General features: G+C 37.2%; 12 protein-coding genes. 6 read left to right on the top strand and 6 right to left on the bottom strand.

Annotated features, from left to right (window positions below):
* Positions 1 to 268: 268 nt before the first annotated feature.
* The gene (locus ACPDG9_RS02200) at positions 269 to 1,096 is read right to left on the bottom strand and encodes a universal stress protein (RefSeq protein ID WP_430526184.1); all 828 of its coding nucleotides are present in this window, start codon (positions 1,094 to 1,096) and stop codon (positions 269 to 271) included.
* Positions 1,097 to 1,275: 179 nt separating this feature from the next.
* Here ACPDG9_RS02200 and rimP point away from each other — a divergent pair, with 179 nt between their 5' ends.
* The 4 genes from rimP to ACPDG9_RS02180 all read left to right on the top strand — a co-directional run bounded on the left by rimP (position 1,276) and on the right by ACPDG9_RS02180 (position 6,841).
* On the top strand, positions 1,276 to 1,743 hold the full coding sequence (gene rimP / locus ACPDG9_RS02195) for a ribosome assembly cofactor RimP (protein WP_430526183.1): 468 nt from the start codon (positions 1,276 to 1,278) through the stop codon (positions 1,741 to 1,743).
* Positions 1,744 to 1,754: 11 nt separating this feature from the next.
* Positions 1,755 to 2,993 carry a transcription termination factor NusA gene (gene nusA / locus ACPDG9_RS02190; RefSeq protein ID WP_430526182.1) on the top strand — a complete coding sequence of 413 codons (1,239 nt, stop codon included), beginning with the start codon at positions 1,755 to 1,757 and terminating at the stop codon, positions 2,991 to 2,993.
* A 51-nt stretch (positions 2,994 to 3,044) separates the two neighbouring features.
* A complete protein-coding gene (gene infB / locus ACPDG9_RS02185) occupies positions 3,045 to 6,038 on the top strand; it encodes a translation initiation factor IF-2 (RefSeq protein ID WP_430526181.1) in 2,994 nt (997 codons plus the stop codon).
* 131 nt (positions 6,039 to 6,169) lie between these two features.
* Positions 6,170 to 6,841, top strand: coding sequence for a zinc metallopeptidase (locus ACPDG9_RS02180; RefSeq protein ID WP_430526262.1), 672 nt, complete (start codon positions 6,170 to 6,172; stop codon positions 6,839 to 6,841).
* 65 nt (positions 6,842 to 6,906) lie between these two features.
* On the opposite strand, the gene ACPDG9_RS02175 is transcribed toward ACPDG9_RS02180, so the two are convergent.
* Positions 6,907 to 7,719 (bottom strand): endonuclease/exonuclease/phosphatase family protein, encoded by an 813-nt coding sequence (locus ACPDG9_RS02175; RefSeq protein WP_430526180.1) that lies wholly within the window; start codon positions 7,717 to 7,719, stop codon positions 6,907 to 6,909.
* Between the two features lie 143 nt (positions 7,720 to 7,862).
* Here ACPDG9_RS02175 and ACPDG9_RS02170 point away from each other — a divergent pair, with 143 nt between their 5' ends.
* The gene (locus tag ACPDG9_RS02170; protein WP_430526179.1) at positions 7,863 to 8,816 is read left to right on the top strand and encodes a bifunctional riboflavin kinase/FAD synthetase; all 954 of its coding nucleotides are present in this window, start codon (positions 7,863 to 7,865) and stop codon (positions 8,814 to 8,816) included.
* On the top strand, positions 8,788 to 10,098 hold the full coding sequence (locus ACPDG9_RS02165) for an HTTM domain-containing protein (RefSeq protein ID WP_430526178.1): 1,311 nt from the start codon (positions 8,788 to 8,790) through the stop codon (positions 10,096 to 10,098). Before ACPDG9_RS02170 ends, ACPDG9_RS02165 begins: the two co-directional genes overlap by 29 nt.
* Positions 10,099 to 10,169: 71 nt before the next feature.
* On the opposite strand, the gene ACPDG9_RS02160 is transcribed toward ACPDG9_RS02165, so the two are convergent.
* The 4 genes from ACPDG9_RS02160 to ACPDG9_RS02145 form a co-directional block, all read right to left on the bottom strand.
* On the bottom strand, positions 10,170 to 10,940 hold the full coding sequence (locus ACPDG9_RS02160) for a UDP-2,3-diacylglucosamine diphosphatase (RefSeq protein WP_430526177.1): 771 nt from the start codon (positions 10,938 to 10,940) through the stop codon (positions 10,170 to 10,172).
* A 6-nt stretch (positions 10,941 to 10,946) separates the two neighbouring features.
* Complete coding sequence (locus tag ACPDG9_RS02155; protein ID WP_182649326.1) at positions 10,947 to 11,399, bottom strand: 6-pyruvoyl trahydropterin synthase family protein; 453 nt, start codon at positions 11,397 to 11,399, stop codon at positions 10,947 to 10,949.
* Positions 11,400 to 11,481: 82 nt separating this feature from the next.
* Positions 11,482 to 12,264, bottom strand: a complete 783-nt coding sequence (locus ACPDG9_RS02150; protein WP_430526176.1) for a hypothetical protein — start codon at positions 12,262 to 12,264, stop codon at positions 11,482 to 11,484.
* A 69-nt stretch (positions 12,265 to 12,333) separates the two neighbouring features.
* Entirely contained in the window at positions 12,334 to 13,095 is a 762-nt protein-coding gene (locus ACPDG9_RS02145) for an enoyl-CoA hydratase/isomerase family protein (protein WP_430526175.1), read from the bottom strand.
* Positions 13,096 to 14,187 lie beyond the last annotated feature (1,092 nt).

Genomic DNA, 14,187 nt, shown 5'->3' with positions numbered 1-14,187 from the left:
GTGAGAATTTGACAGCTTTACAAAGTACAAGCCTCGCAAACTAATACAAAAAAAGGTTCGATCTTTTAAAGATCGAACCTTTTTTATAGCTGTATTTTCTCCTTTATCTCATTGAGCTTATAGTTATCTCAATGGGATTGTGTTTTGGTATTCGATGATTATATCTAATTAGAGAAAGAAGAGAGGGGAAAAGGGTGAATTTTTCTTTTTTTGGAAAAATAATCTTTTAATGCGAATTTTTTTCCTCTCTCTTCTTTCCAATCAAAAATTAGTCAATTTTGAACGTCAATACAGAGATTGGTGAATGGTTAACCAAGTCTTCGCTAATACTTCCGTTGAAGAAGTGCGCTAAGCCTGTACGGCCATGCGTAGCGATAGCGATTAGATCTGCGTCTATTTTTTTACAGTAGTTTAAGATTCCCTTTTCTACATTGATGTCGTTGTAGATGCTTAGGTCGAATTCTTTATCTGTGATATCTTCTAAGAATGTTTCTAATGTTTCTTCTGCCACATGTGTAGGTTTGAAGCTATTGGGTGTGTTGACCATTAATAGGTGTAAATCTGCCCCTACTACTTTGTTTAAAGCTAAAGTGCTTTTGAAAGAATCTTTCATTTCGCTTGTAAAGTCAGAAGCAAAAACAACATCTTTAATGCAGTTGTCTTCAAAATCTCCTTTTACTACAAATACAGGTACAGGAGAGGTGCGAACTACTTTTTGCGTGTTAGATCCCACAAAGTACTCTTTCATTCCACTGGCTCCATGAGAACCCATAACGATTAAGTCTGCTCCATTGTGTACCGCTGATTTAGTCACCCCTTGAGAGGTGCGGTCTAAGATTAAGCTAGTAGAAACGGTTAATCCGTCGAATAGCGAATCTAGTGCAATTTGCTGTAATTTTTGTTCCGCTGCGTTTTTGAAAAACATCACTTCAGGCGCAGGTGTACCTTTGCTAATACCATCACTTGCTTCTTGAGGCAAGTCTAAGATGTGTAGTAAGATGATTTCTGCCTGGTATTTTTTTGCAAAATTCACGCCCGCTTTAATTGCGTTTTGTGCTTGTTGTGAAAAATCGGTTGGTATTAGTATTTTCTTCATAATTACGTATAAAAGTGGATTAAGTATTTAACATGTTTTTTTGGTGTTCTAAATTTAAGCATATAATTATCAATACACAAAAGTTTTTATTACTACAAAAAAAATAGTATATTTGCACCGTTATTTATTAAAGAAGTTAAATAATGAGGGGACGTAATGGTCCCCTCTTTTTATAGCATATGACATTTAAAAACAAAGTACAAGAGTTGTTGGATGCGGCTTTAGCTGAGAAGCAAGAGTTGTTTTTGATTGAAATGACAATTTCTCCAGATAATAAAATCATGGTGGTTTTAGATGGAGATCACGGGGTTAATTTGCAGGATTGCATTGATGTAAGCCGAGCTATTGAACACAATTTAGATCGAGAGGAACACGATTTTGGTCTAGAAGTGGCTTCAGCAGGTGCGACATCACCGTTAAAAATGTTGCGTCAGTATAAGAAGAATATGGGTCGAAAAGTGAAGTTAGTCACTTTGGATCAAGAGAAATACGAGGCAACAATAACGGAAGTAAGAGAAGCGTCGATCGTATTACAGTGGAAGGCTCGCGAGCCAAAAGCTGTTGGAAAAGGAAAGGTTACAGTTGAGAAAGAAGCTGTTATACCATTCGAAAATATAAAAGAAGCTAGTATAATAATTTCATTTTAAAAAAATATCAGATGGAGAATAGTGGTTTAGTAGAATCGTTCTCAGAATTTCAAGAGTTAAAATACATTGATCGAGTTACGTTAATGGCCATCTTAGAAGATGTATTCAGAAATGCATTGAAAAAGAAATATGGTGATGACGATAACTTCGATATCATTATTAACCCTGATAAAGGAGATTTCCAGGTTTTTAGAAGCAGAATCGTTGTAAATGACGGGGAAGTAGAAGATGATAAATACGAGATTTCATTAAGTGAAGCAAGAAAGATAGAATCGGATTTTGAAGTAGGAGAAGAAGTTTCAGAAGAGGTGAAATTAGAAGATATTGGTAGAAGAGCAGTATTAGCTTTACGTCAATATTTGAATTCAAAAGTGACGGAGCATGACAATGCTACACTATATAAGCAGTTTAAAGAGGTAATCGGAGAGATTTACGCGGCAGAAGTGCATCATATTCGCCCAAAAGTTGTAATTTTGATGGATGATGAAGGAAATGAGATTGTTTTGCCAAAAGAAAAACAAATTCCTTCTGACTTTTTCAGAAAAGGAGACACGGTGAAAGGGATTATTGAGGCAGTTGAATTGAAAGGAGCAAAACCTCAAATTATCATGTCGAGAACGTCTAACCGTTTCTTAGAAAGATTATTAGAACAAGAAATTCCTGAAATTGGAGAAGATAAAATTTTCGTTAAGAAAGTGGTTCGCATCCCAGGAGAAAAAGCAAAAATTGCTGTTGAAGGATCAGATGATCGCATCGATCCAGTTGGAGCTTGTGTGGGGATGAAAGGATCTCGTATCCACGGTATCGTAAGAGAGCTAGGAAACGAAAATATCGATGTTATCCATTACACTGCTAATACAGACTTGTTTATCAAACGTGCTTTAGCACCAGCAAAAGTAAACAAGGTTGTATTCGACGAGGAAACGAAAAAGGCAAATGTATATTTAGATACAGAAGAAGTATCTAGAGCAATTGGTAAAGGAGGGCAGAACATTAAGTTAGCAGGAATGTTAACGGGATTTGATATCGATGTGATGCGCGAATTAAACCCAGAAGATGACGATGTTGAATTAAGAGAATTCAGCGATGAAATCGACATGTGGGTAATTGAAGAGTTTGCTAAGATCGGATTAGATACAGCAAAAAGCGTGTTGAACTTAAGTGTTGAAGAGTTAATCAAACGCACCGACTTAGAAGAAGAGACCATTCAAGAGGTTCTCCGTATTCTGAAGGAAGAGTTCGAGGATTAAATCGACACTTCTAGGAACAACACAACACAAATAATACACTAAAAAGATAATATGTCTGAAGAAAGAGCAATAAGAATAAATAAAGTTTTAAGGGAATTAAATATTTCTCTAGATAGAGCCGTGGACTTTTTGAAAGGCAAAGGGTATGAAATCGAGGCAACTCCAAATGCTAAGATTTCCCAAGAAGAATTTAACGTTCTTAATAAACAGTTTTCTGCTGATAGAGGGAAGAAGGAAGCTTCTATTGAAGTAAGTGAAGAGAAGAGAAAAGAAAAGGAAGCGCTTAAAGTTGAGCGTGAACGCGAATTAGAAGAAAAGAGAAAACAAGAAGAACAAGCTCGTATCAAGAAAGAACAAGAAATCATTAGAGCCAAAGCAGAAGAGCAAGTTGCGATTAAAACTGTGGGTCAAATTGATCTTGAACCTAAAAAAACTTTAGAATCTTCTTCAGCCATAGTGGATCAAGTAGTGGAGAAAGAAGAGATTAAAGCTGAGCCTGTAAAGAGAGAAGAACCAGTTGCGAAAGAAAGCGTTGCACAAGAAAAAGTAGAGGAGAAAGCGCAAGCAGCTCCTGCTGCTGAGGTTAATGTCGATTCTAAAACTGATTCAGCAAAAAATACGACAAAAAAAGGTGAAACGAAGAAAGTAGCCAATAAAGAATCAAAAGTAAAAGACAAACCTGTGGAAGAAAAGCAACATAAGGAGTCTGCTAAAGTAGCAAACGAAGAAACTAGAGTAGTTGAAGACGACAAGGTTGATGCGAAGTTAGGTGATGAGATCATCAAAACGAACTATCAAAAACTTTCGGGAACTACATTTACAGGGCAAACGATCGATTTATCTCAGTTTGACAAGCCTAAAAAGAAGAAGGAGGAGAAGAAGGACGACAAAAAAGGCAACGTAGCAGGTAGAAATAAAAGAAAGCGTATTGCAAAACCAACGAATGCAGAGGGAACAAATACTCCAAATAATGCTGGAGCAAATGCAAACAAAGCAGGTGGGAATAATGCCAATCGTCCAGGTGGAAATAATGCCAATCGTCCAGGCGGAAACAATGCAAACCGCCCAGGAGGAAACAATGGCAAATTCAATAAAAACAACAACAACCGTAGAAATGCTCCAGTTGTAAAAGCGGAGCCAACGGAAGAAGAAGTTAAAAACCAAATTAAAGAAACGCTTGAGCGTTTACAAGGTAAAGGAAACAGATCTAAAGCAGCGAAGTATCGTAGAGATAAACGCGATGTTCACCGTAAGAAATCGGACGAGGAACAAAGAGCTTTAGAAGCAGGAAGCAAAGTGCTTAAAGTAACGGAGTTCGTTACAGTAGGTGAAATTGCTACCATGATGGATGTGCCTATTACTAAAGTGATCGGAACCTGTATGTCTTTGGGTATCATGGTAACGATGAACCAACGTTTGGATGCTGAAACATTGACTATTGTTGCAGATGAATTTGGTTATGAAGTGGACTTTACAACAGCTGATTTAGAAGAAGCTATTGAAGAAGCACCAGATAGACCAGAAGATTTAAAATCTCGTGCACCTATTGTTACCGTAATGGGACACGTGGATCACGGTAAGACCTCTTTATTGGATTATGTGCGTAAAGCAAACGTAATCGCAGGAGAGTCTGGAGGAATTACACAGCACATTGGTGCATATGGAGTAACGTTAGAGAACGGTCAGCAAATTACCTTCTTAGATACACCAGGTCACGAGGCGTTTACCGCAATGCGTGCACGTGGAGCTCAAGTTACCGATATTGTAATTATCGTAATCGCTGCCGATGATGACATCATGCCACAAACAAAAGAGGCAATCAGTCACGCACAAGCAGCAGGTGTACCAATTATTTTCGCTATCAATAAAGTGGATAAGCCAACGGCTAATCCTGAGAAAATTAAAGAAAAATTAGCGGCGATGAACTTGTTAGTTGAAGAGTGGGGAGGTACATACCAATCACAAGATATTTCAGCGAAACAAGGAATCGGAATGAAAGAATTGTTAGAGAAAGTTTTACTTGAAGCAGAAATGTTAGAGTTAAAAGCAAACCCTGACAAACTTGCTTCTGGTACTGTTGTTGAGGCTTATTTAGATAAAGGACGTGGATATGTATCTACGGTATTAGTTCAAGCGGGTACATTAAGAGTAGGGGATTACCTATTAGCAGGATGTAACCACGGTAAAGTACGTGCAATGCACGATGAGCGTGGAAACTCGGTGAAAGAGGCAGGACCTTCAAGACCAATTTCAGTATTGGGATTAGATGGTGCACCAGGTGCGGGGGATAAATTCAACGTATTTGAAGAAGAGAAAGAAGCTAAACAAATTGCTGCGAAACGCACACAATTGTTACGTGAGCAATCGGTTCGTGCACAAAGACATATTACGTTGGCAGAGATCGGACGTCGTATCGCTTTAGGAGATTTCAAAGAGTTGAACATCATCTTAAAAGGAGACGTGGACGGATCTGTAGAAGCACTTTCTGATTCATTCTCTAAATTGTCGACAGAAGAAATTCAAATCAATATCATTCACAAAGGAGTGGGGGCAATTACGGAATCTGACGTATTGTTAGCGTCTGCTTCAGATGCAATTATTATCGGATTCAACGTACGTCCAATGGCTTCTGCTAAAGTATTAGCAGATAAAGAAGAAATCGATATCAGAAACTACTCGATTATCTATGACGCAATTGATGACTTGAAGGATGCGATGGAAGGTATGTTATCTCCAGAGTTGAAAGAAGAAATTACAGGTACTGCTGAAATTAGAGAGCTATTCAAAATTTCAAAAGTGGGTACAATTGCAGGATGTATGGTTCTTGATGGTAAGATCTTCCGTAGTTCTAGAATCCGCTTAATCCGTGAAGGAGTTGTTATCTATACCGGTGAACTAACTGCGCTTAGACGTTTCAAAGACGATGTAAAAGAAGTATCAAAAGGATATGATTGTGGTATCCAAATCAAAAACTACAACGATATCAAAGAATACGATACAATTGAGGCATTCCAAGAAGTAGAAGTAAAGAAAAAATTGAAGTAATTCAATAAGAGAATAAATCGAAAAAGAGAGACACACAAGGGTCTCTCTTTTTTTATGACAAAATGTCGCTTTTTTTTATTTGGCGCGCCATTTGCTATTCTACTTGATGAACATAAATTGTTGTATCTATGATGATATGGGTTTTTATGATTGCCATGATGGCTGCCAGTTGGTATGTAGGCAATCGTTTACAAACGAAGTTTAAGAAGTATTCTGAGGTTCATTTACAAAATGGCATGAGTGGTGCTGAGATCGCCCAAAAGATGCTTTTTGACCACGGAATTCGCGATGTACGTGTAATTTCTACACCAGGAAGATTGACGGATCATTACAATCCGATAGATAAGACAGTAAATTTAAGTGAAGCTGTATACAATCAACGCAATGCTGCCGCTGCTGCTGTGGCTGCTCACGAGGTAGGGCATGCTGTACAACATGCACAAGCCTATTCGTGGTTAACGATGCGTTCTCGAATGGTGCCTATCTTGGAAGTATCTTCTAAGTTTATGCCGTTCGTGTTGATTGGGGGAGTTCTAATGCTTAAAACCTTTCCTCAGTTACTATTATTGGGAATTGGATTGTTTGCCTTAACAACGATCTTCTCGTTTATTACCTTACCTGTAGAATACGATGCGAGTAATCGTGCTCTAAAATGGTTGGAAGCGAAGCATATCGTAACACCTCAGGAATTAGTTGGCTCTAAAGATGCACTGAAATGGGCTGCAAGAACCTATGTTGTAGCTGCTCTTTCTTCTTTAGGTACGCTGTTGTACTACGTTATGATTTATATGAATCGAAGATAAATAAGTGTTTTTATTATATTTTAATTGTTTTAAAAAGGATTTCCAGTGGAGATCCTTTTTTTTATTTATTCTATTTCGATTAGGAGCGGGATGTGATCGGAGATTTTATTTGCTTCTTGTATCGTGTCAAAATCTTCGAAAAATAAAATCGCTTGGAAGGAAGTAACGGTAAACACTTCTTGTTGAAGGAATATATTGTCGTACTCACTAGCTAAGCAATCGCCGTTGATGCATTTTTGGCGTAGCGATGTCTTTTGCTTCGTAAACGCAGGGGTGTATCCTAGTTTTTTTAGTGGATTGAAAACCGAATGCGATTCAGGCGTATTGAAATCACCTAAGAAGATGAGGTTTTTTTCTTTATAGCGTTCCGGGAAAAACTTCAGGTATTTAATCTCTTTCTCCGGCTGGTGTTTCTTAGGTAAAGCATGTAAGCTAACCAAGGTAAATTCTAAATCTTTATATCGAAAGGTGGCCATATAGGGCTCGCGTTCAATTTCTTCCTGGTAGTTTTGATCAAGAAAGGCTTTTTGTTGTAGCTTGATGTTTTTTGTTTTCCACAAGAAAGCATAGCGCTCTGAGCGATAAGGCGAACTAATGGTTGGATCACTAAGAGCATAATCCCATGTAGCTCCACTTTTTCGGTTGAGTTCTTCTTGTAGGGCAGCAATGGCTTTAGCGCCTGCAGGATTAGTTACTACTTCTTGTATGGCAACGACATCCGCTTGTTTCATAATTTTAGCCATGTAGCTAAGGTGTTCTTCCGTTTTACTACTTCCTATATTTTTTAAATTCCAAGTCATTATTTTAACTTGAGAAAAGAGCAGTAAGGGAACGAATACAAAAAGAAAAACCAAGCAGGTTCTGATCAATGAGGGCATGTTAATTACTTTAGTTTAGGCGTATTATTGTGTAAAATTTAAGGTGATTTGTAAAAAATGAAGTATTTTTACAGCTTGAATATTTGTTTAGAAAAACGGGGCAAAACTAAGTAAAATCCCTTTAAAAGACTAAAGTTATCATCGTGAAAATATTTTCTTCCATTGGTGAATTTAAAACCGATAAAAAAGTTGTTGCAACTTTGGGGACCTTTGATGGGGTTCACATTGGGCATCAAATGATTATTAAAAAACTAGTTGATTCTGCTGAAGCCTTAGGCGCTGAAAGTTTGGTGTTGACCTTCTTTCCTCATCCGCGTATGGTCTTGAAGCAAGATCACGGAATTCGCCTGTTAAATACATTGGAAGAAAAACAAGCGCTATTAGCTGCTCTCGGCTTAGATAACCTTGTGGTGCAAAAGTTCGATTTGGATTTTGCCAACTTAAGTGCTGAAGAGTTTGTTAAACAAGTATTGGTCGATACGTTTAATATTTCAAAAATAATCATTGGGTACGATCATCGTTTTGGAAAAAATAGAACAGCAGATATTCACGATTTAAAGCGCTTTGGGATAACTTATGGGTTTGAAGTAGAAGAAATATCCGCACAAGAAATTGATCATGTTTCGATTAGTTCTACCAAAATTCGCGTGGCTTTAGAAGCTGGAAATATTGCCTTAGCGAATGAGTTTTTAGGGCATGAGTATCACTTTTCTGGAGAGGTCATTCACGGAAAGAAATTAGGACGTACATTGGGATTTCCAACGGCTAATTTTGAAATCTCTGAGTCGTATAAGATGATTCCCCAAAACGGAATCTATGTAGTTGAATCTGAAATAGAAGGTAAACGAGTAAAAGGAATGATGAGCATTGGTATTAATCCGACATTTGCCAATCATCCTCATACAATAGAAGTAAACTTTCTAGATTGGTCGGGCGATTTATATCATAAAACGTTAAAAGTTCGTATCTTGGATCGCATAAGAGATGAACAAAAATTTAATTCGCTCGAAGAACTTGTAGATCAACTAAAAAAAGACGAGCAAGCAACGCGAGCATATTTTGATCGCTATGTGGAAAAAAGCACTGCAACCCGTTGATAATGCACCTTTAATTATATTTAGATTTTTTTTTGGTTTTTTGTTTGCCTGTGAATCCTTTGGTGCTATTGCCACAGGTTGGGTAAGAGAAAATCTCGTTGACGTAAATTTCACCTTTTCGCATATTTATATGGACTTTTTGCAAGTGCTCGTAGGCCCGCAAATGTATGTCTATTTCTTTGTGATGGGATTAGTGTCCCTTGCGGTGATGTTGGGCTATCGCTATAAATGGTCCATGCCGTTACTGACTCTTCTTTGGGCAGGGGCCTATTTCATTCAAAAAACCTCGTACAACAACCACTATTATCTGTTGATGATCATTTGTGTGTACATGTGTTTCCTTCCCGCAGCGTCTTATAAATCGTTAGATGTTAAAGCAAATCGTGTGAAAGAGGAGCATGCCATGCCCCTTTATTTCAATTGGATTTTTATTTTTCAGGTAGGGGTACTGTATATTTATGGAACCATAGCTAAATTTTACCCCGATTGGTTGGATGGTACTTTTACAGCACTGATGTATCAATCCGCCAATATACCAGACGTCTTTAAAAATGTATTTACACAAAAGGAGTTTTATTTAATTATTGCTTACTTGGGAATTGCATTTGATGGATTAATTATTCCCGCTTTGTTGTGGAAACGAACCCGTACTTTGGGATTAATAGCCTCTTTAGTTTTTCATTTGTTTAATTCAGCTACCTTACATATTGGGATTTTCCCTTATTTCGCCTTGACATTTGCTCTTTTCTTTTATCCATCAGATCAAATTAGACGCCTTTTCTTAAAGAAAAAACCAGCGATAGATACTAGTGAACGCTTTAGCTCACCTCAATTAAGTAAACCTGTTTTGGGATTCCTGGCTGTATTTATGTTTTTTCAATTTGCGCTGCCTCTAAGGCAACATTTTATTGAAGGTGATATTCTGTGGACAGATGAGGCACATCGTCTAAGCTGGCGTATGATGTTGCGTTCTAGATCGGGGTACACCTCTTATTTGGTAGAGGATAAAAAAACAGGAGAACGCTTTTTTTATTCAACACAGGAAGTGTTAACCCGTAAACAAGACGCGCGTTTGAATACGTCGGATATGATTTGGCAAATGGCTCAACGCATCAAAAAAGAATATGCCGATCAAGGCAAAGAAGTAGCAGTCTATGCCGATAGCTGGGTATCGATAAACAGAAGAGAATACAGTCGCTATGTCGATGAAAAAGTGGATTTAGCAAGTGTGCCTTGGAATTACTTTAGCCACAGCTCTTGGATTTTGGACAAGCCGTTTTAGGTAGGAGAGATGTTGAGAGGTGAGACCGATCACCGATAACTGATAACCGATAACTGATAACCAAAAAAGCCTCAATATTGAGGCTTTTTATATTTTTCTAGATGGAATGTTCCATCAAAGTAACCATAAGTAAAATAGCTGATCCAATCACCGAGATTGATGTATTTGGATTGCTCATTGAGGTCAATGACCATAGGTAAGTGTCGGTGTCCAAATATGAAGTAGTCATAGTGTTGGCTTTCTAGCTTTCGCTTGGCATACAGGACTAACCATTCTTTGTCTTCACCTAAAAAAGTGACATCTTCATCACCTGAGATCAGTTTGTTTTTAACCGATAGGTATTGTGCAAGACGTACACCAATATCTGGATGTAGCCAATTGAACAGCCATTTGGAAAATCGATTAGTAAACACTTTCTTCATGCGTTTATAGCCCAAGTCTCCAGGTCCTAAACCATCGCCATGACCAATAAAAAAGCGCTTGCCATTGATGGTGAAAATTTGTGGTTCGTGAAAAACGGGAATACCTAATTCGGTTTGAAAATAGTCATTCATCCATAAATCGTGGTTGCCCACAAAAAAATAAATGGGAATGCCTTTGTCTTTTAATTCGGCTAATTTACCTAATACTCGTACAAACCCTTTAGGAACAACAGTTTTGTATTCAAACCAGAAATCGAAAAGATCTCCAAGAATGAATAAAGCCCCCATATCAGCTTCCTTTTCGTTTAACCAAGCGAGGAAAAGTTTTTCTCGAGGTAAGCTCTTTTCACGCGTAGGCGCTCCGAAATGTTGATCAGAGGCAAAGTAAACTCCCTTTGTTGTATCAATTGTAAAACTCACGTTACCCTATAAATTATCAGATTGAAACCATTCTGCATAAGAAGATTCTGTCTCTTGTAAACGCAGGGAATACAAGGCAATGTTCTCCGGTAAACGACTTTTTATCTTATTCGCAAAGTCAATGACCATATTCTCACTTGTCGGTTGATAATCCACTAAAATAACGTGATGACCGCGTTCTTTTAGCTCTTGAGCCAATTCAACATGAGGGGTGTTTTGATTGAATACAGTAGCGTGATCAAATACATCTACGATTTCTTCTTTTACTATTTTTTTTAGATCACTGAAATCAATCACCATCCCAAACTTTACATGAGCTGCATCCGTAATTGGCGTACCAATTACTGTAACACCAAGTTTATAACTGTGTCCGTGTACATTGCGACATTTACCGTCATATCCATATAGCGCATGACCTGTTTCAAAGGTGAATTGTTTTGTAATTCTAATTTTAGACATAACCAAAAATTTTGACAAAGGTAGTCAAAAAATGAGTGAATTCGCCCTTTCTTTTACTTGGTTTTAATTCATGTTATCGAAATTAAAAGAGTCGATAGGAGAGTTGGGCTTTTGCCATAGGGTAGAACCTAAACCAATTCAAGTAAGAGTCTGCTGCTTCGAAGTTGTGTTCTTTTTTTAGCGTTTGATCCAATCGATGACCATTTTGTTTGATGACATAGTCACCTGCAAGTAAGAGACCCATTTCTAGTTTTACTCCGAATCGCTTTTTTGGAATCGCTCTACCAAGACCAATGCCGATATAAGGTTTTACGAAATTCCCGAGGATGAGTTCACCATCTAGTCGTCCATTGGTGATGTCCAGTTTTTGATCGTTGAAGACAAGGTTGGGCCATTCAGCACCCCCTTGTAATTGAGCTGGACTACCGTCGCTATTGGCAATAATTCCATGTGCACTTAAGATGGTCCTACCGAAATATAACCCTGTACTCAAGTAGAGTAATCCTTTTTTTAAAGGGTAGAAATCTAGCAAGAGGTGAACGTGTGTATTCTTGGCGCGTCCTCTCATGTTATAAGCGACATCCTGACCAAAGGCATGATGAAGTGCACCATATGGATCATTGAGTTGAACTGCATGTGTTCGGGTACTATAGTTGAAGGTATTAATTCCCGTACGGATGAAGAACTTGTTGCTAATTGGAGTAGCAAGCTCGACGGAGAAACCGAGACTACTCAGTCCTGTAGCAATAGACAAGTGATTGAGAAAAATGGGGTCATCCGCAGTAGCAGTTGTAGATTGAGCGCAACTGAAAAAAGGACATACGAAAGAGAGGAATAAAATTAAAATTAGATTTTTTCTTTTCATTTTTTCCTCAAAGGTAGAGAAGCAAATACACGACTTAGCGTTAAATCGTGTATTTTTTTTGCTAAGCGATTACTTTTTTTTAAAGGCGTTTAAGGCGTTTATTGTGAACTCGGACAATACTAATCGGCCTGATATCTCAGCGCGTTCAGTTAGCAATTGATCCCAGTCTGCAGTTCCCTCCCAAAAGATATTTTTCATTTCGGTGATGGCTTCTGGATTATAAGCACTCACGCGTTGAGCAAAAGTTTGGAGTTCTAAATCTAAACGATCAATGGTTTCATATATTTCATCATAAAGTCCCTGTTGTTGTGCCCAAGATGCTGTTTTCCATTCATGGGCAGCCAAGGACATCGAAGTGAAAGCCGTTTTACCTATTTTTCTTGATACCGCTGGCTCGATGACAAAAGGACCGATCCCAATAGCGAGTTCTGATAGTTTGATAGACGCTTGCTCTGTCGCAAAACAATAATCGCAAGAAGCAGCTAAACCAACACCTCCACCTACTGTTTTTCCGTGAATACGTCCGATGAATAATTTAGGACTTTTACGCATTGCATTGATTACGTTAGCAAAACCAGAGAAGAATTTTTTACCTGTTGCTTTATCTTGAATAGAAAGCAATTCATCAAAAGAAGCTCCAGCGCAAAAAGCCCCTGTTCCTTCACTTTGAAGAATAATGGTTGTAATAGCCGTAGAAGCGCTTAGTTCCGTTATGGTGTGGGTTAATTCGGCTAGTAAGGTACTAGGAAAGGAGTTACTAGCTGCACTGTAAAAGGTAATTGTCGCAATTTTATCTGCTATAGCAGTTTTTATATAAGCGTTTGTTTCCATATGTATAGTCTTTTGCCAAATGTAAGGATTCTTGTGAAAGCGGTAAAATGTTTCCTCTTTTATGGCGTGTCGTTTCTTTAAAAGACGAGTAGGTCTTTTATTTAGAAAGTGTATAAATTAAAAAAAACAGCCAACTCTTTTTGTGCTTTTTTATGCTTTTAAAATGACAAAATGCGAATAAAATTCAAGAGGTTATTTGGTTTTTTCTTTTTTAAAAAAACAAAGTGTTTTTGATGGAGCAAATAAGCGGTTAGGAGTAGTAAAATAAGCGTTTGTCAAAATTTTTCACAAAATAGAACGAGCTGTATTTTTTCCCGTTTTCGCTGTTTTTTTTCTGTGTTTTATGTCTGTTTAAAACAACTGAATTTAGAGTAAATAGTAAGAATGCGTTAAATAAAAATATAAAAATGAGAATAATGTTCTTATATTAACTTTTTTAGTATGTATTTGTCTTGTAATTAGCTTTATTGATTTAGTAATGATTTTTATTTTTATAAAAAAGAGTGTTATTGTTAATTTGTATGATTGTTTGTTTTGTATCTATATTGTGTAGAAAGTTTGTTATAATTAGATTATTGCTTATTTTTGTATGGATTTTATACATAATTGTGTAAAATAATGAAGATATATTTATACCTTTTACTTCTAAAATTGTGTAAAAGCGAAAAAAAGACGTAAAAAAAATATGTATTTATAAGTATAAAGTACTTTTTACTAGTTTTCTAATAATTTGCTTGGGCTGAGTGAGTTTTAGAAGTTTTACGACTAAAAAGTGTAAAAACAGAAAAAGACCTATAAGAAGAAACAAACTTGTATTTCTGTAGATATTTTAAGTGGGATGCTTGAATGCTACGCAGGATCGATCGAAAAAAATGAATAACAAAAGGCTTTCTGTTCGCTTGGGCTGAGTGAACAGAAAGCAGTACATCGAAAAAAAAGACTGGGCATAGTATACTGAAACTATGCTCAAGCTTTGTTGTATTTTTTATACCCTTTACACGGTTGTAGTAGGGTTCTTCTATTCTGAATTTTTAGTAGATCTTCAATTTATGACACATATGCATGTCGTGCATATCGTTGTCGTGCTATGCA

The sequence above is a fragment of the Myroides sp. C6-3 genome, assembly GCF_050522425.1.
Taxonomy (GTDB): Bacteria; Bacteroidota; Bacteroidia; order Flavobacteriales; family Flavobacteriaceae; genus Flavobacterium.
The sequence above is the reverse complement of the archived record's forward strand: the minus strand, read 5'-3'. Positions and strand labels throughout refer to the sequence as shown.

What these genes read in the sequence shown, in the direction of transcription:
- ACPDG9_RS02180 (WP_430526262.1), top strand. Translation starts at nt 6,170, where the DNA reads ATGATATGGGTTTTTATGATTGCCATGATGGCTGCCAGTTGGTATGTA.
- ACPDG9_RS02165 (WP_430526178.1), top strand. Translation starts at nt 8,788, where the DNA reads ATGTGGAAAAAAGCACTGCAACCCGTTGATAATGCACCTTTAATTATA.
- nusA (WP_430526182.1), top strand. Translation starts at nt 1,755, where the DNA reads ATGGAGAATAGTGGTTTAGTAGAATCGTTCTCAGAATTTCAAGAGTTA.
- ACPDG9_RS02200 (WP_430526184.1), bottom strand. Translation starts at nt 1,096, where the DNA reads ATGAAGAAAATACTAATACCAACCGATTTTTCACAACAAGCACAAAAC.
- ACPDG9_RS02155 (WP_182649326.1), bottom strand. Translation starts at nt 11,399, where the DNA reads ATGTCTAAAATTAGAATTACAAAACAATTCACCTTTGAAACAGGTCAT.
- ACPDG9_RS02175 (WP_430526180.1), bottom strand. Translation starts at nt 7,719, where the DNA reads ATGCCCTCATTGATCAGAACCTGCTTGGTTTTTCTTTTTGTATTCGTT.
- ACPDG9_RS02145 (WP_430526175.1), bottom strand. Translation starts at nt 13,095, where the DNA reads ATGGAAACAAACGCTTATATAAAAACTGCTATAGCAGATAAAATTGCG.
- infB (WP_430526181.1), top strand. Translation starts at nt 3,045, where the DNA reads ATGTCTGAAGAAAGAGCAATAAGAATAAATAAAGTTTTAAGGGAATTA.
- ACPDG9_RS02150 (WP_430526176.1), bottom strand. Translation starts at nt 12,264, where the DNA reads ATGAAAAGAAAAAATCTAATTTTAATTTTATTCCTCTCTTTCGTATGT.
- rimP (WP_430526183.1), top strand. Translation starts at nt 1,276, where the DNA reads ATGACATTTAAAAACAAAGTACAAGAGTTGTTGGATGCGGCTTTAGCT.